Raw genomic sequence first — 19,149 nt, 5'->3', positions numbered from 1 at the left:
CCGGCAGTACGTTCTAATTTAATCCAGCACTGCTTCCTCTTCTTCCTGCTGCTCTTCTGATTCTGCGTTTTCTGCGTTTTCCTCATTATATTTCTCTGCAGGCGGCTCAAGTTCGACGATTAAATAGTCACCTTCCCTGAGTGCAGAACCAGCCTTCAGATTTTGCTTCACCACATATCCGCTTCCAACAGTATTCAGCTTTATGTCAGCAAGCTTTGCCACCTTCATAACATCCCTCAGCGACCATCCATTCATATCAGGAACCGTTAGATCGCCTTCCGTCTTTAAGATTACTCGTTCTCCTTCCAGCAAGTTGTACATATTTCCAGGGACCTGTCTTTCAACCTTGCTTCCCTTTCCCAGTACAATAGCTTCAAAACCGGACTTTTTCAATGCTGCTTTTGCTTCCTCAACTGTTTTCCCTTCCACTTCAGGTGCTTGTTCAGAGTTTGCCTTCAGTTCCTTTGCCGGCTCGATATTTAAATATTGAAGACTGCTTTTCATAACCGGTGTAAAAATCTTGGAAACCGGCTCGGCACCGTTTGTGCTCAGGTCAATATCCGGCTGCTGGACCGCAACATAGATGATCAGTTCAGGATCATCTTTTGGCGCCATGACTAAAAAGGAGAAGATAAAATTTTCATGTCCCGTTAAATATCCTCCGCCATTTGGGTCAGGGATTTGGGCAGTCCCCGTTTTTCCGGCAACCTCGTAGCCCTCAATATTATACCTTTTGTAGCCCGTTCCTTTTTCAGAAGACACAACCGTTTCCAGGATATCCCTAGTTTTCTTGGCCGTTTCTGCTGAGATTGGATTCCCCTTCACTTCCGGCTTTGTTTTTTTTAAGACTTCATTTTTATCACCATCAACAATACTGCTGATCACATGAGGCTTCATCATTTTGCCGTCATTTGCAATGGCAGTAGCTGCCTGTACCTGCTGAATCGGCGTAATGGCAGAACCTTGCCCGAATCCGGTAGTTACCTTATCAAGCGGCCACTCGTAAGCGATTTTTCCGCCTGTTTCATTCGGCAGGTCAATTCCTGTTGGATTTTCAAACCCAAACTTTGTTATATATTCCCTGTATTTTTCATATCCAAGCTTCTCTTTAACTATTTTCGCGAAAGCCACGTTCGACGAACGCTGAACACCTTCAAGATAAGTAATGGACCCCCAGCCCCGTCCCTGGTTATGGTCTCGTATAGCCGGTGAATTTTCTGTTACTTTATAACTTCCTGATTTATACCATTCATTAGGATCAAATTCTCCCTCCTCAATGGCTGCAGCCAATGTAAAGATCTTCATAGTGGAGCCGGGCTCAAATGAGTTTTCGATCACTTCATTATGCCACGTCTCTTCAATGCCTTCCTTTGTTTTCGGATGAAAGGATGGCCTCTGTCCCATTGCCAAAATCTCACCCGTTTTGGCATCCGCGACTACAGCAACCATCTTTTTCGGCTTATACTCTTCGTCTACTTTATTCATGGAATCTTCAAGGAAAGTCTGGATCTTTTTATCGATTGTCAAATACACATCTTTGCCATTTTGAGCCGGCTGGATTTTTTGATCTCCATTTGGGAGGAGATATCCCCATATATCGCTTTCATAGCTGAACTTTCCATCTTTTCCTGTGAGCACATCATTCAAACTCTGTTCAAGGCCCAGCATCCCAACTGTATCGGTCTTATTCGTCTTCGATTTTTTCTTTTCAACATATCCGACTAAATGTGAGGCAAAGACCCCATTTGGGTAGAACCGTTTGGAATCAGTAATGAATGTAATTCCCGGCAATTCCATATCTTCTATTTCTCTTTTTGTCTTTAACGGAAGATCGCGCCCCTCTTTACCAAATTCCACCTGGAATGGCGTCTCCCCATCTTCTGTTTTCTTCGTTAGGATCCTATATATCTCCGACTCTTCCAGATCAATTGCTTTTGAAAGCGCCGCTGCTGTTTTTTCAGGGTCTTTCACATAATCCGGCTTCATACTTTTGTCAAGGATTGCTACAAGCTTGTAGGAAATGGTATCCTCGGCAATGACTTCACCATTGCGGTCATAAATAGTACCCCTTTTGGCTTGAATTGTCTTTTCACGTTCATATTTTTGCTGAGCTTTTGCCGCAAGTGCATGTCCCGCTGCTTCACCTGTGACCTGAATGGAAACAAAGCGGAAAATTAATACAAAAAAGAGCAGGCTGAATATTAAAAATAATATCGCTGCTCCAAAATTGATATTTGGCTGTTTCTTCATTAATCTTCCACTACCTTGACATTATTTCCGCTGAATTTAAGTCCCATTTCCTCAGCTTTTGCTTTAATGCGTTCGTATGTACTTAATTCGCCCACTTGCATTTCGAGATCTGTATTCACTTTATTCTGCGTTTGGATTGCTTCTTCTGTTTGCTGAATTTCTTTATTCACTTCATAAATGGCTGCCTGGTTTGAAACCATTTGTACTGCACCAAAACAAATAATGCCAGTGAAAGCAAGTCCCAGTATTTTTTCCCCGGGGGAAAGCCATGACTTTTTTGATAATTTCTTGGGAGCCTGGACGGGTTGGGTTTGGACATCAAATTGTTTTTCCTCTTGAATTTTCCGGGCTAAATTGCTCATAATTCCCCTCCTGTAAATTTTTTATTTATTCTCTGCTTGAGTATTCGTAATCGCTTAAAGCTTCTCTGCTATTCGCAGTTTAGCGGACCTTGCACGGTTATTGTGTTCCAGCTCTTCTTCTGAAGGCAGAATCGGCTTTCTGTTAATGAGCTTTAAGATTGGTTTATATTCATCTGGAATAATCGGGAGGCCGTGAGGCAGATTTGGTGTTTCACTGGCTTTTTTAAAGGCCGCTTTACAAATCCGATCCTCCAGTGAATGAAACGTGATCACGCTGATTCTTCCATTGGGATTTAATATGTCAATAGCCTGGTGCAGAGAGTCCTCAAATACACCAAGTTCATCATTAACAGCTATTCTAATGGCCTGAAATACACGTTTGGCGGGATGCCCGCCTTTTCGTCTGGCAGGAGCGGGTATTGCCTCTTTAATCAGCTCAACCAGCTGGCCTGTTGTTTCTATCGGGGAAACTTCCCTGGCCGCTTCAATCTTCCTCGCAATTTGCTTCGAGAATTTCTCTTCTCCGTATCTGAAGAAGATTTTCACAAGTTCTCCATATTCCCAGCTGTTTACTACGTCATAAGCGGAAATGTCAGCGCCTGTATCCATTCTCATATCAAGCGGGGCATCATTATGATAGCTGAAGCCTCTTTCAGGTGTATCCAATTGAGGTGATGAAACGCCAAGGTCATATAGAACACCATCTACTTTTGACACACCCAGGTTTGCAAGTTCTTCCTGAAGATACTTGAAATTACTTTTGATGATCGTAATTCTGTCACCATATTCAGCCAGTTTTTCTTTTGCGTGAGCAATCGCTGTGTCATCCTGGTCAAATGCGTACAGCTTTCCTTTTTCAGACAGCTGGGAAAGAATTAATTCACTGTGGCCTGCACCGCCCAGCGTACAATCCACATACACTCCATCAGGATGGATATTTAAACCTTCTACTGTTTCTTTTAATAGCACTGTTGTATGTTCAAACATTGTTGTATGAATCCACCTTTCCAATCCGAGAAGCACGAGATGCATTAATGGCATCTTGAGCTAAACAAATATCTTTGCATTATGGGAAATTATATTACTAAAACATTCCCATTATATATCAAACCCAATCATGTTTTCCGCAATATCAGCAAAAGATTCCTCTGATTCTGCAAAATAATCTTCCCAAAGATTTTTGCTCCATATCTCGATCCGATTGGAAACGCCCAGCACTACACATTCTTTTTCCAATTTTGCATATTGCAGAAGAGGGGAAGCAATATTTATTCTTCCTTGTTTGTCAATTTCACATTCAGTGGCACCTGAAAAGAAAAAACGGGTAAATGCACGGGCATCTTTTTTGGTAAGCGGAAGGCCCTTTAATTTTTCTTCAAGCTGCCTCCACTCATTCATGGGGTAGCCAAACAAACATTGATCAAGTCCGCGTGTCAAAACAAATGTTTCCCCCAAGTTATCACGAAACTTGGATGGCACGATGAGACGGCCTTTATTATCAACGTTGTGATGGAACTCACCCATGAACATACCCACTGCACCCACTTTCTAACTCAAATGTACCACAATCCCCCACTTTCCTCCACATGTTTTTAATTATTCTACCACTTCATATAAAATCCTGCTTCCCATAAGGTATTCCCCCATTTTCCGTTCGTCTTTTTATTACATTTTCTTTAAATTCATTACTATGCTTTTCTTAGATTTTCATGATGGGAAATAGTCAGGATATAAAGGGATCTCATCCTTTTTCATCAAAAAAAGGACCTCATCCGCATGGAAAAGGTCCGAAGAATAATGGCGAATATTAAATTTTTATGACTTTGTGTGTCCCATCAAAACGATAGGAGTAATCAATAAATTCTTCAAGGAAAGTCATCCCATATTTATTAAGGTAATAGAGAACATTCCATACTCTCTCCTGAGGAACTCCACCCGGCCTCAGTGAGTTTTCAGCTTTTTCAAATTTCATAATGATTACTTTATGTTTTTGCTGTAAGGATTTCTGGATTTTATTCTCCATGAAATCTATCTGCCTTATTAAAAGATCTTCATTTTTCTTTAACATAGGAAGAAGGGCGTGAACCTCTTTCATTGTAAGTTCTTCGATTAGCTCATAGTTTTGTTTTACTTGAGCTTTTGTTTTTTGGAATTGGGCTTCTATGCTTTCATTTTTAATACTCTTCAGAAACTTATCTTTCTCTGCTTTCGTGCCAGATACAAGCACGCCCTGCAAATCAAGTCCTAATTCCCTCAAATCACTTTCAACAGAACGTTCTAAGATAGTGATATTTAAACGGGGCATAATAGGAGGCATTTTCATTCCAAACCATTCAAATGCCATTTTTAGTTCAGCCCAATAGGCAATTTCGCCAGGACCGGCTATAAAGGAAAGAACCGGAAACAGGCATTCCTGTGTGATGGGCCTCGTCACCACATTATTGCTTAGTCGTTCGGGATGATTTTCTGAAATCTCCAGAAGCTCATTCATTGAGAACTCGTGAGTTTGTTCCTTACCCGTAAATACCTTTTTCTCCTGATTGAACTCCAAAAGTATTCTTTCTTTATGCTTTTCGTCATAATAAAATAGGTTTGCAGCATTTTCACTTAAGTCAATGGCATTTGGAAACCCGGCATTCTCCAGGTTTTGCTGCTGGCTTTTCACACGTTTTGTGATATCTTCAAAGCCTTTGATCTGTTTGCTAAAAATGCTGCTTTCAAGTCTGCGAAGCTTTTGGTCACCGGAATCAACCAGAAGAAGCCCTGTTTCTTTAAATAAATGCATAATAATACCGGCAAAGAGCTCCACATAGGTTTGAGAATGCATAATAATTCCTTCTAAACTCAGAAGAAGGTCTTTTGTATGTTCCGTCTCTCCGAAAGTCTCAATGATGTCTTCCACCCACGCCCTGCACTTTTCACGGTTTAAAGGGATATTTGAAACCATCTTCTTCTCTAAAACTTTTTCAGGATAAGTCATTTTTTCCATTTTATTATTCTTCTCGATGAAAATATGATTTACTTCCTGATAGTCGTGGTCCTCCCCCGCAATCCAGAATACCGGAACAACAGGGATTCCCAGCTTACTTTCCTGTTGCTTTGCTAGATTTATGATTGAGATAATTTTATGTATAGTGTAAAGGGGGCCTGTCAAAATCCCTGCCTGCTGCCCTCCGATAATCACTGCACTATTTTCTTGCTTCAGCTTATTTAGCGAGTCATGAACAGCCGGGGAAGAAGGAAATTGACCCATAAACTCTCCAATATATTCAGAAAGTTCATTTCTCAAAAACGACCGGCCCTTCAGTTCAGCTAACCGTGCTTTATAATCAGAGTCGGAATTATAACGATAGTGAAAAAACTGCATAATTTCTTCTGTTTGTGCAATATAATCTGTTGCAAACCGGTTTGTTGCCGGCAATGAGAGATTAAGAATCTCCATTAATGAACTTCCTTTCTCATAGCTGATCAATTTTAATTTTCATCTTATGAGTATAGCATTGTCTTAAATGAAAAGAAAAAAACTTTGCTTACCTAAATGCTTTAATTCTAAATGTAAAATAATTATGTTCTCTGACCTGCTTTACTATGGAATGAAGACAACAGAAGTTACCCTTTGAACAAGTCCAATTAACATCAGAACTATATAAGCGGTGAAATAGAGTAAGAAATTGAATCTCCAGAACCCTTTGAATAAAGCACGGAGATTGATTTCCTGCTTAATTCTCCAATGCATGATAATAAAAGTGACCGCTGTAATCAGCAGGGATAGCACTATCATCCATAAATAGGATTTATCCCAGATGACGATAATTAAATAGTGAACCGCCAGAATAAATAATAATGTGCTGACATCCAGGGCAATATGTACAGATCTTTTGTGTTTTTTAGTGATTTGTTTGCTGATAATAAAAACAGCCAGATATCCGAGCAGCGGTATGGTCACCAATGTTGCAATTAGGCTTGAGAACACAGTATTCAACTCATTTCCCCCTTTTTATTCCCTGCCTTTGATCTGACAATAAAGACTTTCAGAATATGGAGCAGACATCTTCTTCCTTTCAGCTTCCTCAAGGATATATCCTAAAATAGCATCTATCTCTGTTTCTCTGCCTTCTTCGATATCCTTAAGCATTGAAGATCTGTTCATACCCGTTTCCTCACAGACACTTTTTACATGGGTTAATGAACCTGCTTTATCAGAAATACCTAATATGGCACTTACCTCGTCAAACAACCTCAAAAATAGCTGATAATAATATTTATTTGTTAAGAGTTCACCATTTCTCACACGGAGAACTGCTGTAAGCGGATTTATAACACAGTTTACGATTAATTTTTCTATTAGCATTTCTATGTGATTCTCGGCAAATTTAAAAGGAAAATAACAAGATACCGATTCGGATATTTTCGATAAAGATTCCACATCTCCCTTTAAAGCAGCCACTTTGGTGACCCCGATCCCAGTATGCAGCACTGTGTCAGGCTCTGACTTTAAAGCACCATGCTCGACACTGCCCACATAAACATTTTCCGCTTCAAGCATTTCAGCCCATTTCAAATGCCCCATGCCATTTTGCAAAAACAAAAATGAGCCACTCTGGCTTGTATTCATTTCCGATAAGTCCTTTACAACATCAGGAATGCTGTATTGCTTAACCGCAATGATTGTTAAATCCTCTTCCCCTTTCCATTCCTTGAAATGGAATGCCTTGACAGGGGCATTTCTGCGAATGCCTTTTCTCTCGATTGTAAGTCCTTTTATGCGCAGCTTTTGCAATTGAGTACTGTTTCTAATATAAACACGCACTTCATGATTTTCATTTAAATAATGGGCAAACAGAAGGCCAATGGCGCCTCCTCCGATAATAGCTATTTTCATCATAACAGACTCCACCATTTTTACTTTTTAAGCATATTTTAACAAAATAAGATAAATTCATGGGTAAAAAGGAATGTTTTAATCAATAATTTCAATATTTATTTTCTTAATTCCATTTTTCATCAGCTAAATCCTTTAAAAAAATCCCTTTTTCGAAAATCGAAAAAGGGATTTTTAAAAGGATAAAGTATTAAACTGGATAAACCGGATGTTTGCGGATGCTGAATGTCACTTCTTTTGTCTCATACAGATTAAAACGGTTAATTAAAACATTTCTTAATTCTGAAGGTGCAACAATTTCGTCAACAATTAATTCAGAGGCAAGTTTATAGATATCAATTGTTTCTTTATATTCCTGCTGTTTTTCCTGTACATATTTTATCTTTTCTTTCGGATCTTCAATCGCATTGATTTTATTGGAATAAACCGCATTTACTGCTGCTTCAGGACCCATAACTGCGATTTGTGCTGTAGGCAGGGCTATGCAGCAATCAGGTTCAAACGCTGGCCCAGCCATTGCATATAACCCGGCTCCATATGCTTTTCTGACGACAACTGAAATTTTCGGCACTGTTGCAGAACTCATCGCAGCAATAAGCTTTGCACCATGTCGGATAATCCCCGCTCGTTCCACCTTAGTCCCAATCATAAATCCAGGGACATCTGCAAGGAACAATAGCGGAATATGGAAAGCATCACAAAGCTGAATAAATTTCGCTGCTTTATCAGCAGAATCCACAAATAAAACCCCGCCTTTAACCTTTGGCTGGTTGGCAATAATCCCTAAAGGTCTCCCCCCAATCCGTGCAAGTCCCGTAATGAGTTCCCCGGCAAAAAGTTTCTTTATTTCAAAAAAGCTGCCTTCATCAATTAAGGAATCAATACACTCATACATATCAAATGGGGCATTTTGATTTTTAGGGATAATTTCTTCAAGGCTGCGGCCGGATTTGGGCATTACCGCCTCGAGCTTCACTGGTTTTTCTTTAAAGCTTGCAGGAAAGTACGCCAAGTATTTTCTTGCTGATTCAATAGCCTCTTCCTCACTATATGCAAGCAAATCACCACAGCCGCTGACAGAACAATGCATGCGGGCGCCGCCCATTTCTTCAAGGGTAACCTTTTCCCCAATAACCTTTTCTGCCATTCTTGGCGAACCCAGATACATAGATGCATTTTGATCTACCATAATAACAATATCACAAAACGCAGGTATATAAGCTCCGCCAGCAGCAGAAGGTCCAAAAAGCAGACATATCTGCGGTACCATACCTGAAAGTTTTACCTGGTTATAAAAAATTCTCCCTGCTCCGCGTCTATTCGGGAACATTTCAAGCTGATCCGTAATACGGGCACCGGCAGAGTCAACCAGATAAAGGATCGGAACTTTTAACTTCTCTGCCGTTTCCTGTATACGGATAATCTTTTCAACCGTCCTCGCACCCCAGGAACCTGCTTTTACTGTGGAATCATTAGCCATTGCGCAAACGGTCTGGCCATTTATCCTTCCAACTGCTGTAACAACCCCGTCTGCCGGAAGATCACTTTCCTGGCAGTTCGCAAACTTGCCATCTTCCTCATAGAATCCGTCATCAAACAGGAGTTCAAGCCGTCTTCTGACAAAGAGCTTATTTTGGGCTTCATTCTTTTCATGATATTTTGGATGTCCGCCAGCTTCTATCACCCTGCTTCTTTCCTGCAGCGTCTCAGTTAATGTCTTTGCAGTGGTCATTCCCATCCTCCTAAAATATGAATTTTTCGCTCGTTAAACTTGATTATTGCTGCACGGAGCATAAGGGGCTCAGCATCAGCCCCCTGTCATTGGATATCCGTGTCTCAGCCTTCTTATTCGAATACGATTAGCACATCGCCTTCGTTAACAAAATCTCCTATGCTTACCTTCACATCAGCTACTTTTCCAGCAGCTTCGCTTTCAACCGGAATTTCCATTTTCATGGATTCAAGCATTAATACTTCCTGGCCTGCATTAACCTCCTGACCCGCTTCGACCAAAACATTTAATACAGTACCTGCCATTGATGATGTAATTTCTTTCATTGTATTTTCCTCCTTTTAGTTAACGGCAAAAGCCTTCTGCGCTAGAAATGATGTAGAATAATTTCCTTTACGGAAATCTTCGTCTTTTAATATTCCTTTAAATAATGGTGCATTGGTTTTAATGCCTTCAATCCCCAGTCCATCAAAGAATTGCAAGGCATTTTCTATCGCTTCATCCCTTGATTGGCCAAATATTATGCATTTTGCAATCATTGGATCATAAAATGGGCTGACTGCCGTATTTGAAGCATATCCATAATCAACTCGTATTCCCGGGGCATCTGTCCATTCAAATTTAGACAATTTGCCTGGAGAAGGCATAAAGCTTACAGGATCCTCAGCATACAGCCTAAATTCAATTGAATGGCCAACCTGCTTAATGCTATTTTGCTGCAGCGGCAGCTTTTCACCTCTTGCTGCAAGCAGCTGCCATTCTACAAGATCCAGCCCAGTTACTTGTTCGGTTACGGGATGTTCAACCTGAAGTCTTGTGTTCATTTCAAGAAAATAAAAATTCTCCTGCTCATCCACAATAAATTCAATGGTTCCGGCATTTTTATAATTGACTGCTTTGGCAGCAGTCAAAGCCGTATCATACATCTTTTGTTTTGTTTGCTCTGAAAGGAAAGGTGATGGTGATTCCTCTACTACTTTCTGATGTCTCCTCTGAATAGAGCAATCTCTTTCAAATAAATGTACGATATTCCCATGATGGTCACCAAACACTTGTATTTCGACATGTCTGGCATTTTCTATATATTTTTCGACAAATACTTCATCAGAGCCAAAATAGGCTTTGGCACGGGCTTTTGTGGAGTCGAAAGACTTAGCGAGCGCTTGCTCATTTTCACAGCGCACCATTCCAATACCTCCGCCTCCTCCACTGGCCTTCAGCATGACTGGATAGCCCATAGAATCTGCAAGCCTGCATGCTTCCTCAATTGTGGATGTTCCCTCCCCGCTTCCTGGGACAATCGGCACTCCCGCTTCCTTCATGGTATTGCGAGATACAATTTTATCTCCCATCAATTCAATGGTTTCAGGATCTGGCCCAATAAAAGCCATACCCGCATCAATTACAGCTCTTGCAAAGACGGAGTTTTCTGATAAAAATCCATATCCTGGATGAATTCCATCTACATTCTCCCTCTTTGCAATTTCCAAAATGGCCTCTGACTTTAAATAAGATTTATTAACAGGCGGTTCACCAATACGGAAAGCATATGTAGCTTCTTTAACAAATGGCAGGTCTTTGTCTGCATCAGAATATATGGCAACAGTCTCAATTTCCATTTTACGGCAGGTTTTTATTATCCTCAAAGCAATTTCTCCCCTGTTGGCGATCAGAACTTTTCGCACATTCAGTCCCCTTTCTCATTGTAGTAATCCTGCAATAATATATATTTCTACAATCTTCTGCCTATTTCCTTCTGTTTTTGTAAACGCTTTCTAATTTTTATAAAAAAACTAAAAATATATTAAGTTTTTCATATGTGCAGAATTTTTTGTTTAATTGTTATATAATAATAGACATAGAAAAAACCTTTCAACTATTAGGAAGGCATTATAAAGCGGTTACATCTTCAGAAGTCCTATACATCGATGGCTAAGGGGGAGATTTTATGAACTATAAAGTTGAAAAATTAAAAGTAAATTATAAAACGCTGGAAGAGTTTAAGAAATTCAAGGAGTATGGACTGCAGGAGCTATCTATGCTTGAAGACCTTGAAGCTAATATTATTGAAAATGACAGCGAGTCGCCTTTCTACGGCATTTATTTTGGGGATAAACTTGTAGCACGCATGAGCCTTTACCAGATAGAAGCAAGATTCGACCGATATTTTGAACCAGCACAGGATTATTTGGAGTTATGGAAGCTTGAAGTCCTGCCTGACTATCAAAACAAAGGCTATGGCCAGACACTTGTAGAATTTGCCAAAGGATTTGGACTTCCTATTAAAACAAATCCCCGCGTAAAATCGAAAGCCTTCTGGGAAAAAATGGGGTTCGAACCTGTCCATTATGATATGGAGCGCGATCTGGGAGAGAATCCGCTGGCCTGGTTCCCGGCAGGAGTTAAAGAACAATCCCATTAAGTTCCTGTCTACTAAAACTAAAGCATTAAATAAGCGGACTAATATTGTCCGCTTATTTCTATTTATTTTTATTTACGATTTATCTATTTCTCCACCTTCTCAGGCTTTATATCAGGATTCACAGTAAAGTTCAAGTTTTTGTGGCGGGTGCCGTCTTTGAGCCCGACAAGCTTTCTTGCGCTTTCCATAATTTCTACCAGTGCTTTGTAATCCTGCTCCATTGTATTCAATTCTTTAATTAATTTTTCATTTTCCGCTGCCAGGTAGTACATTTGCTTCTCAAGCTCCTGAATGCGTTTTTTAGGATAAGGATCTTCTGAGGCAGCAGGCTTCTGAGCTTTTTCATATAACTCTTTCAGGAAAGAGGCTAATTCATCAAACTCGATCCTTTTTATTGACTGAACTGACTTTTCATTTCCTTTTTCTGCCTTTTCCTCTCGAACAGCAGGAAGCTCTTGTTCCATTTCCGCAGCCTGCGGGCTTTTCTTCATTTCTTTTCTTTGTTTTTTTGCCAGTTCAATTCCTGATTTATATTGTTTTCTTACATAGGAATTCCAGCGAAATCCGCAGGCAGCCGCGGTTCTGCTTAACTGTTTGCCAACTTCTTCAAATGCCTGAAGCTGAGTTCCTCCTTCACGTATATGACGGAGCACGACTTCTGCAAGCAGTAAATCTTCATCTTGAGACCAAGCATCCTGACGGGTTGAAGACATCAGTGTATCCCTCCTAGTGTTTTTCTTTATACATATGCCAATGCTAGAAAAGATAGACTGATATCATATTATAAAGTGTAACTTTATTCATCCCCAGGTAATTAATGGTTTTTTGCTAATATCGGAAGGATATGCTTAAGGATTATTCAGGAAACTGTCAACTTTATTATGGTGCGCTTCTCCCTCCCATAAAACCGAACAGCGACGCACTTCTTGATCAATTCTCTCTTCTAAGCCAGCTGCAGCCCACTTTTTTACAAGAAGGCTTTTATAAGCTTCCAAAACCTCACTCTCAAGCATGAGCATTCTTTCCAGAAAGCTCTTGCACCCTTCGATTGGATCCCCTTCAAAGACAGAATGTATGAAACCTAATTCTTTTAATTCTTCATCAGAATATAATTTTGCCTCCATCAGCATTCTCATGGCATTGGCAGGAAGCATCTTTTCCATAATGATGGAACCGCCGCCCCAGCCGGTTGTTATGGCTAAAGTTCCCTGGATAAAACCGGCTTTAATTCCTGCATTGGCAATCCGGTAATCACATGCAGCAGCCAACTCACAGCCGCCGCCGACAGCTGCTCCATTCAATATAGCAATAGTTGGTTTTGGCAAGAATAGTATTTCTTTTAAAAGACCAGCCATTCTGCTTAGCATTCCAAAAGCCTCATCTTCTGTCTTTAAGCTGTGAAAGGAAGATAGATCACCTCCTGAGCAAAAAGCCTGGTTTCCCTCACCTGTAATCGCAAGTGCCTTAACTGATTTCTCACCTGCCTTTTGAAGTGCGATCTCCAGGCCATCCATAACTTCATAGCTTATGGCATTCCTTTTTTCGGGCCTGTTAATCTTAAATACTAAAAGTCCATTCTCGAATTCCTCAATTATGTAAGGGTTCATGGCTGCCTCCTTGTAATTGGTTAAACTATTTATAATATTAGCAAAAATATACATAGACTTGTACTAATTGATGAGGCAAATCACTGCCTAAAAACGACAAAAGCACAAGAACTAAGTTCTTGTGCTTTATATCTAAAGGATTAGTCGTTTACTACTTCTTTTCCTTTGTAAGTTCCGCAAGCTTTGCAAACGCGGTGAGCAAGTTTCATTTCACCACAGTTTGGGCATTCTACCATACCAGGAACCTGTAATTTAAAATGGGTACGACGTTTTCTCTTCGCAGTTTTAGATGTTCTTCTAAAAGGTACAGCCATTCTTCCCACCTCCTTAAAGAGTATTAGAGGATGTCCATAGGAATTGGACACACCCATTAAGAAAGTTATGAAGGCCAGAGCAAGCTGGTGTCTTCAAGTGCTTCTTGTTTTTCTTCCGTTATGAATCGGAAGAAGGATCATTCTGATCAAAAAATTGAGCAAGTCCGGCAAGACGAGGATCTACTTTATCCTGTTTATCCTGCTCCTGAATGACCTCCCAATCCTTACCGGATTGAGGAGCTCCTTCTTCACTGCTGTCTTCGCAGAAAACTTGCATTGGGACTTCGAGTAAAAGGATCTCATGAAGGATCGGATTTAAATCAATCACATCCCCTTTTACCTGGTGAACCTCCTCTTCAGTCTCATAATCAAGACCTTTTAAAAGGAAAGTTTCAGTTGTTTCAACATTAATTGGATAATTTACGTCAACTAAAGTACGAGAACAAGGCAATATTAAATGACCCTTTATATTTAAATGAAAAGTCACTTTGGCAGAATCGATATCCGCACGGCCCCTCACATGCATTGGTGATGCACCGCGTATTTCCGGATTCAATTTCATGACCTCATCAACATTGACCGTTTCATCAATGGGAAAATCCTTGCTTCGATATTTTTGTAACTGACTTAAAGTCCATTTCATACGAATCACCCCAAGGCAACAAAGGTAATTATAGCCTTCCTATAATTATTTGTCAATATTTTTTCTTTACACTATAATGTAGCTAATATCATACTGTTGAAGGCTTCTTCAGTAAAAAAGTTTTTGCATGACTTAAAGATTTTGTTTCTTAATACTTTTTCCATTACATATCTTTTTAAACCTTTTCGAGGAGTATGTCAATATGAATGCAACAGGTGTAATTGTAGAATATAATCCTTTTCATAACGGCCATGCCTTTCATTTGGAGCAGGCAAAAAAAATCTCAGGTGCAGAAACCATTATTGCTGTCATGAGCGGCAACTTTCTGCAGAGGGGGGAACCTGCATTAGTTTCCAAATGGAAACGTGCTGAAATGGCATTAAGAGCTGGTGCAGATATTGTATTTGAACTTCCATACCAGTTTGCAGTTCAGCAGGCAGATATTTTTGCAAGCGGAGCTGTATCCATTCTGGAAGCAGCCGGCTGCAGCAGCCTTTGCTTCGGAAGCGAATCCGGCAGTATGCAAAGCTTTCACCAAACTTTATCTTTTCTGGAGGAACATAATGCTGCCTATCAAGAAAGGGTCAGAGTGCATTTGGATGCTGGCTTCAGCTATCCCAAGGCAACATCCATGGCATTCCTCGATCTGAACCCTGAAGGTGAATTGGTTGACCTTTCAAAACCTAATAATATTCTTGGCTTTCAGTATTTAAAGTCAGCCCGAAGGCAATTTTCATCCATGGAACTTTTTACAGTTGAAAGAAAAAGCGCAGGATACCATGACGAACAATTTGCTTCTGATTCCATAGCAAGTGCCACAAGCATCAGAAAAGCACTTTTTTCCAAGAATGGAGAGATTGAATGCATTCGGCAATATGTTCCGGAATCTACATATCAAGGTTTACTCCAATATAAAAAAGAGTTTGGCGGATTTCACCAATGGGAACAATATTGGCCCTTCTTAAAATTCCGTCTGGTTCATCTTCAGCCAGAAAAGTTACGGGACATTTATGAAATGGAAGAAGGGCTGGAGCATAGATTTTTATCAGCAGCAATCCAGGCAGAAAGTTTTCAGCAGTTTATGGAGAAGATTAAAACTAAGAGGTACACCTGGACAAGACTTCAGCGGGCTTGTGTGCATATCCTTACGAATACAGAAAAAACAGAGATGCCCAACAAACCATTAAAAGCGGAATATCTTCATCTTCTGGGGATGTCCAAGAACGGCAGGAAGTATTTAAACAGCCATAAATCCGATTTAAAACTGCCGCTGATTTCAAGAATTTCTTCACATGCTGCACATCAGCTGCAGCTGGATATTAAAGCTTCCCGGGTATATGCAATGGGTATAGATGGTGCCCGGGACCGAACTCTAATGCAAAAGGAATTTAATCAGCCTCCTATTATGGTTGATTAAATCAGTTTCTTAATTTTATGAACTGATAACTGCAGTTCACCAGCAGATAATGCAGATAATAAAGAAAAGCCAGCGGCATTTATTGATTGCCGCTGGCTTTTCTTTGATTGGTTCAAGCTCCTTTTAATCCAGGCTTCTTAAAAATTCAACCGCATCATCAAAGGTATCCACAGGAACGATTTTCATATCAGTCTTGATATCCCTGGCTGTTGCAACAGCGGCTTTGTAATTGGAGTCTTCTGCTCCTTTTTCATTAGGGGCGAGAAAGATTTCTGCTCCGGCTTTGTCAGCGGCCACTATTTTTTGCTCGATGCCGCCTATTCTTCCAACTGTCCCTTCCGAATTAATTGTTCCGGTTCCAGCTATTTTATAGCCTCCAGTCAAATCTTCTTTTATAAGCTGATTGTAAATTTCAAGTGAAAACATCAGCCCGGCGGAAGGGCCGCCAATTTCTTCACTGTTAATATTCACAGCTGGTTCGACCTCTATTTCTTTGTCATCAACCAGGGTGATTCCCACGCCCGGCTTTCCTGTTTCTTTAAGTGTCTTTAAAGGAATCGAAGTTTCCTTAGTCTTATCCTGGCGTTCAAAGGTTAATGTTATTTCACTGCCCTCCTGTTTATTGGAGACCAAGCTGATAAATTCATCAGAGGATTTGAACTCCTTGCCATCCACTTTAAAAATGCGGTCACCAGCCTGCAGTTTGCCATGAGCAGGCATATCAGGCAGCACATTAAGGACATATACGCCATTATAATGATAATGAATAGGTATGCCAGCTTTTTTATAGGCAGTTTCAATAGCAGCCAATTTGGAAGTTGCCATCAGATGCAGCTGCCGTACATTATATTCTTCTTCTGTTTCATTTTCGGATCGTATTTCTTCTACAGGGTATAGTTCCTGATACTTGCTGAATTTAGCAGCAGCATATGCATATATGTTAGCCCGGCCCATTCTTACAGTCGTCAGCATAAAGCTGCCTTGTTCGTCATTGCCGTTTTCGACTTCAATAATTGGTTCCAGTTCTTTAGCCATACCTGGCTTTGATACATAATAAGGCAGATAATAAAACGAACTAGCCAGAAGAATAACTGCCAAGACCAAGAAGGAACGGGTATAAAACTTGCTTCTCATCTATCAGGATGCTCCTTCCATTTAGTTATGTAATGATGAATACTGTCAATATGCTTTTTTGCTTCCTCTTCGCCGATTTTGATGATTTCTTCTATATTGGTAAATGCACGGGAGCTATACATTTCCACCCGGGGCCTGATCATAAAATCGGAAGCTATTTCCCGGTGAGTAACCAGCTCCATTTGCATGATATCCAGACTTTGCATAATAACGTCATAGATTGAAGTGATTTCCGCATTCGTTTTGACATGTGAGACATCGATGGCGATGATAATATCAGCCCCCATTTCTTTAACAACAGACACAGGAACCCTGTCCACTACTCCTCCGTCCACTAAAAGGCGCCCATTTAATTTTTCAGGCACAAATATACCTGGGATGGAAATGCTTGCCCTTACAGCATCAGAAATGGGGCCGCTTTTAAAAACAACCTTTTCTCCAGTCATTAAATCAGTAGCCACAACATTTACAGGAATATCGAGGTCCTCAAGGTTTTTTCCATGGGTAAATATGCGGATCAGTTCCTTTACTCGTTTCCCTGAAACAAAACCCATTTTAGGCACAGTGAAATCTAAATAATACTTCCTTTTAAATGCTTTGGAAAGTTTATATAAACGATCAACATCAAGCCCGGCCCCATAAAAGCAGCCTACCATGGCACCCATGCTGCTGCCGGCAATATAATCAATCGGTATGCCGGCCTCCTTCAAGACCTTGATGGCACCCAGGTGAGCGAATCCGCGAGCTCCTCCCGAACCAAGTGCCAATCCTATTTTCGGTCGCTGCAAAAGACTCCCCCCTCAAACGCCAATGGCCCATTAGAACTTTGCCTTCAAGTTATTCTATTCTTTTTATTTCCAAAAGGAGCATACAATAAAAATCTTCAGCGAAAATTCAATATGCCTGTACCTAATTCTATGGTCTATTTTAAAGTTCTATGAGTATATTGAGTTATATGGGGACAAGACTTGACAGCAAAAGTTTGATCCTTGTATACCTTTGTTCTGTCCATAAAATTGACAATAAATGAATAAGGTCAGTGAAAATATATATACAAATGCTTCTTTATTTTACCATTGTTTAAATTCATTGCACAGTCAGTACAACTTGAGGGAGGCTTGTCCGTGTTTCGTTCCAAATTAAAAACGGTTACTCTCGCACTCTCTGTAACCTTAATGGCCATCTCATTAATTTCCTTTCCCCAGGAATCGGTTGATGCATCAATCAGGGGATTAAATATGTGGTGGGAAATTGTGTTTCCCTCATTGCTGCCTTTCTTCATTGTATCGGAAATGCTGATCGGCTTCGGTGTAGTAAAGTTCATCGGGGTACTCCTTGAACCTTTAATGAGGCCTTTATTCAGAGTACCTGGAGTCGGAGGATTTGTATGGGCAATGGGGATGGCTTCAGGCTATCCAGCCGGCGCCAAACTGACCGCAAGACTGCGGCAGGAAGGACAGCTATCAAAAACAGAAGCAGAGCGCCTGGTTTCTTTCACTAATTGTTCAAATCCTTTGTTTATCTTTGGCGCAGTATCTGTTGGTTTTTTTAATAACGCCAAGCTTGGTGTTATATTGGCACTGGCTCATTATCTCGGCAATATTACTGTCGGTTTAATAATGAGGTTCTACGGAAAAAAAACCAGGCAGCCTCCACCTGGTGCAGAGACGTCAAAACCATCGTTACGGGCAGCCTTATCAGCCCTACATCGGACAAGAATAAAAGATAATCGCCCGATAGGCAAGCTTCTTGGGGATGCAGTCATGTCATCCATCCAAACACTTTTGATGATTGGCGGATTTATCATATTATTCTCCGTTATTAACAAACTTTTATTTCATCTGGGAATCACGGCATTCCTTGCTAAAGGCTTAGAGGCAATACTGTCAATATTTAGTCTGCCAACCGAATTGAGCATCCCATTCATTTCAGGCTTATTTGAAATAACACTTGGCAGCCAGATGACAAGCCAGGTTCAGCAGGCAACATTAGTCCAGCAGGTCATTATTGTCAGCTTCATACTCGCATTCAGCGGATTCAGCGTGCAGGCTCAGGTAGCAAGCATCCTGGCCCAAACTGATATTAATTTCAAGCCATTCTTTTTCGCAAGAATCCTTCATGGCTTTGCAGCTGCCTTTTATGCATACATCCTTTGGCATCCTATTTATGAACGGTTTTACAATACAGAACAGCCGTCCAATGCCATTCCGGTCGGATTTTTTGAGAAATATTCATTTTTCGGCAAATTATTTGATGGAATAGCCGCTTCAGGACCTCTTATAACCATACTTGCACTTTGTGTTTATACCTTTATGCTCGCAAGGCGCTTGGATAAGAGATAACAAAAAAACGGGTACCTATCAATCGGGCACCCGTTTTATTATAT

19 protein-coding genes are annotated in these 19,149 nt (G+C 40.5%); 3 read left to right on the top strand and 16 right to left on the bottom strand.

What is annotated here, in order from left to right:
* Positions 1-18: 18 nt before the first annotated feature.
* The 10 genes from DFO72_RS11650 to DFO72_RS11605 form a co-directional block, all read right to left on the bottom strand.
* On the bottom strand, positions 19-2,250 hold the full coding sequence (locus DFO72_RS11650) for a penicillin-binding protein (RefSeq protein ID WP_113881855.1): 2,232 nt from the start codon (positions 2,248-2,250) through the stop codon (positions 19-21).
* Positions 2,250-2,612: a cell division protein FtsL gene (gene ftsL, locus DFO72_RS11645; protein ID WP_113881854.1), complete on the bottom strand. Its 363-nt coding sequence runs from the start codon at positions 2,610-2,612 to the stop codon at positions 2,250-2,252. The genes DFO72_RS11650 and ftsL overlap by 1 nt, the downstream gene beginning before the upstream one ends.
* A gap of 54 nt (positions 2,613-2,666) precedes the next feature.
* Positions 2,667-3,599 carry a 16S rRNA (cytosine(1402)-N(4))-methyltransferase RsmH gene (gene rsmH / locus DFO72_RS11640; RefSeq protein WP_113881853.1) on the bottom strand — a complete coding sequence of 311 codons (933 nt, stop codon included), beginning with the start codon at positions 3,597-3,599 and terminating at the stop codon, positions 2,667-2,669.
* Between the two features lie 111 nt (positions 3,600-3,710).
* A complete protein-coding gene (mraZ, locus tag DFO72_RS11635) occupies positions 3,711-4,142 on the bottom strand; it encodes a division/cell wall cluster transcriptional repressor MraZ (protein ID WP_113882143.1) in 432 nt (143 codons plus the stop codon).
* A gap of 277 nt (positions 4,143-4,419) precedes the next feature.
* A complete protein-coding gene (gene bshC / locus DFO72_RS11630) occupies positions 4,420-6,054 on the bottom strand; it encodes a bacillithiol biosynthesis cysteine-adding enzyme BshC (RefSeq protein ID WP_113881852.1) in 1,635 nt (544 codons plus the stop codon).
* Between the two features lie 144 nt (positions 6,055-6,198).
* Entirely contained in the window at positions 6,199-6,585 is a 387-nt protein-coding gene (locus tag DFO72_RS11625) for a DUF3397 domain-containing protein (RefSeq protein ID WP_309472961.1), read from the bottom strand.
* Between the two features lie 24 nt (positions 6,586-6,609).
* Positions 6,610-7,497 (bottom strand): 2-dehydropantoate 2-reductase, encoded by an 888-nt coding sequence (locus DFO72_RS11620; protein WP_243856136.1) that lies wholly within the window; start codon positions 7,495-7,497, stop codon positions 6,610-6,612.
* Between the two features lie 187 nt (positions 7,498-7,684).
* Positions 7,685-9,226, bottom strand: coding sequence for an acyl-CoA carboxylase subunit beta (locus DFO72_RS11615; protein ID WP_113881850.1), 1,542 nt, complete (start codon positions 9,224-9,226; stop codon positions 7,685-7,687).
* Between the two features lie 113 nt (positions 9,227-9,339).
* Positions 9,340-9,552, bottom strand: coding sequence for a biotin/lipoyl-binding carrier protein (locus tag DFO72_RS11610; protein ID WP_113881849.1), 213 nt, complete (start codon positions 9,550-9,552; stop codon positions 9,340-9,342).
* A gap of 15 nt (positions 9,553-9,567) precedes the next feature.
* Positions 9,568-10,911, bottom strand: a complete 1,344-nt coding sequence (locus DFO72_RS11605; RefSeq protein ID WP_113881848.1) for an acetyl-CoA carboxylase biotin carboxylase subunit — start codon at positions 10,909-10,911, stop codon at positions 9,568-9,570.
* 263 nt (positions 10,912-11,174) lie between these two features.
* On the opposite strand from DFO72_RS11605, the gene DFO72_RS11600 reads away from it, so the two are divergent.
* Complete coding sequence (locus DFO72_RS11600) at positions 11,175-11,648, top strand: N-acetyltransferase (protein ID WP_113881847.1); 474 nt, start codon at positions 11,175-11,177, stop codon at positions 11,646-11,648.
* An 83-nt stretch (positions 11,649-11,731) separates the two neighbouring features.
* Here DFO72_RS11600 and DFO72_RS11595 read toward each other — a convergent pair whose 3' ends face one another.
* From DFO72_RS11595 to DFO72_RS11580, 4 genes are all read right to left on the bottom strand, one after another.
* Complete coding sequence (locus DFO72_RS11595) at positions 11,732-12,361, bottom strand: RsfA family transcriptional regulator (RefSeq protein ID WP_113881846.1); 630 nt, start codon at positions 12,359-12,361, stop codon at positions 11,732-11,734.
* A gap of 135 nt (positions 12,362-12,496) precedes the next feature.
* Positions 12,497-13,255 (bottom strand): enoyl-CoA hydratase/isomerase family protein, encoded by a 759-nt coding sequence (locus DFO72_RS11590; RefSeq protein WP_113881845.1) that lies wholly within the window; start codon positions 13,253-13,255, stop codon positions 12,497-12,499.
* 140 nt (positions 13,256-13,395) lie between these two features.
* Positions 13,396-13,569, bottom strand: coding sequence for a 50S ribosomal protein L32 (rpmF, locus tag DFO72_RS11585; RefSeq protein ID WP_009791160.1), 174 nt, complete (start codon positions 13,567-13,569; stop codon positions 13,396-13,398).
* A 118-nt stretch (positions 13,570-13,687) separates the two neighbouring features.
* Complete coding sequence (locus tag DFO72_RS11580) at positions 13,688-14,212, bottom strand: YceD family protein (protein WP_113881844.1); 525 nt, start codon at positions 14,210-14,212, stop codon at positions 13,688-13,690.
* Between the two features lie 202 nt (positions 14,213-14,414).
* Here DFO72_RS11580 and DFO72_RS11575 point away from each other — a divergent pair, with 202 nt between their 5' ends.
* A complete protein-coding gene (locus tag DFO72_RS11575) occupies positions 14,415-15,629 on the top strand; it encodes a nucleotidyltransferase (RefSeq protein WP_113881843.1) in 1,215 nt (404 codons plus the stop codon).
* A 123-nt stretch (positions 15,630-15,752) separates the two neighbouring features.
* On the opposite strand, the gene DFO72_RS11570 is transcribed toward DFO72_RS11575, so the two are convergent.
* Together DFO72_RS11570 and DFO72_RS11565 are read right to left on the bottom strand one after the other, a co-directional pair.
* A complete protein-coding gene (locus tag DFO72_RS11570; protein WP_113881842.1) occupies positions 15,753-16,763 on the bottom strand; it encodes a SepM family pheromone-processing serine protease in 1,011 nt (336 codons plus the stop codon).
* Entirely contained in the window at positions 16,760-17,551 is a 792-nt protein-coding gene (locus DFO72_RS11565) for a patatin-like phospholipase family protein (protein ID WP_113881841.1), read from the bottom strand. The genes DFO72_RS11570 and DFO72_RS11565 overlap by 4 nt, the downstream gene beginning before the upstream one ends.
* 336 nt (positions 17,552-17,887) lie before the next feature.
* Between DFO72_RS11565 and ylbJ the strand changes: the two genes are divergently transcribed.
* Positions 17,888-19,105, top strand: coding sequence for a sporulation integral membrane protein YlbJ (gene ylbJ / locus DFO72_RS11560; protein WP_113881840.1), 1,218 nt, complete (start codon positions 17,888-17,890; stop codon positions 19,103-19,105).
* Positions 19,106-19,149: the final 44 nt, after the last annotated feature.

Origin of the sequence: Cytobacillus oceanisediminis, from assembly GCF_004366035.1 — a bacterium.
Taxonomy (GTDB): domain Bacteria; phylum Bacillota; class Bacilli; order Bacillales; family Cytobacillaceae; genus Cytobacillus; species Cytobacillus oceanisediminis_C.
The sequence above is the reverse complement of the archived record's forward strand: the minus strand, read 5'-3'. Positions and strand labels throughout refer to the sequence as shown.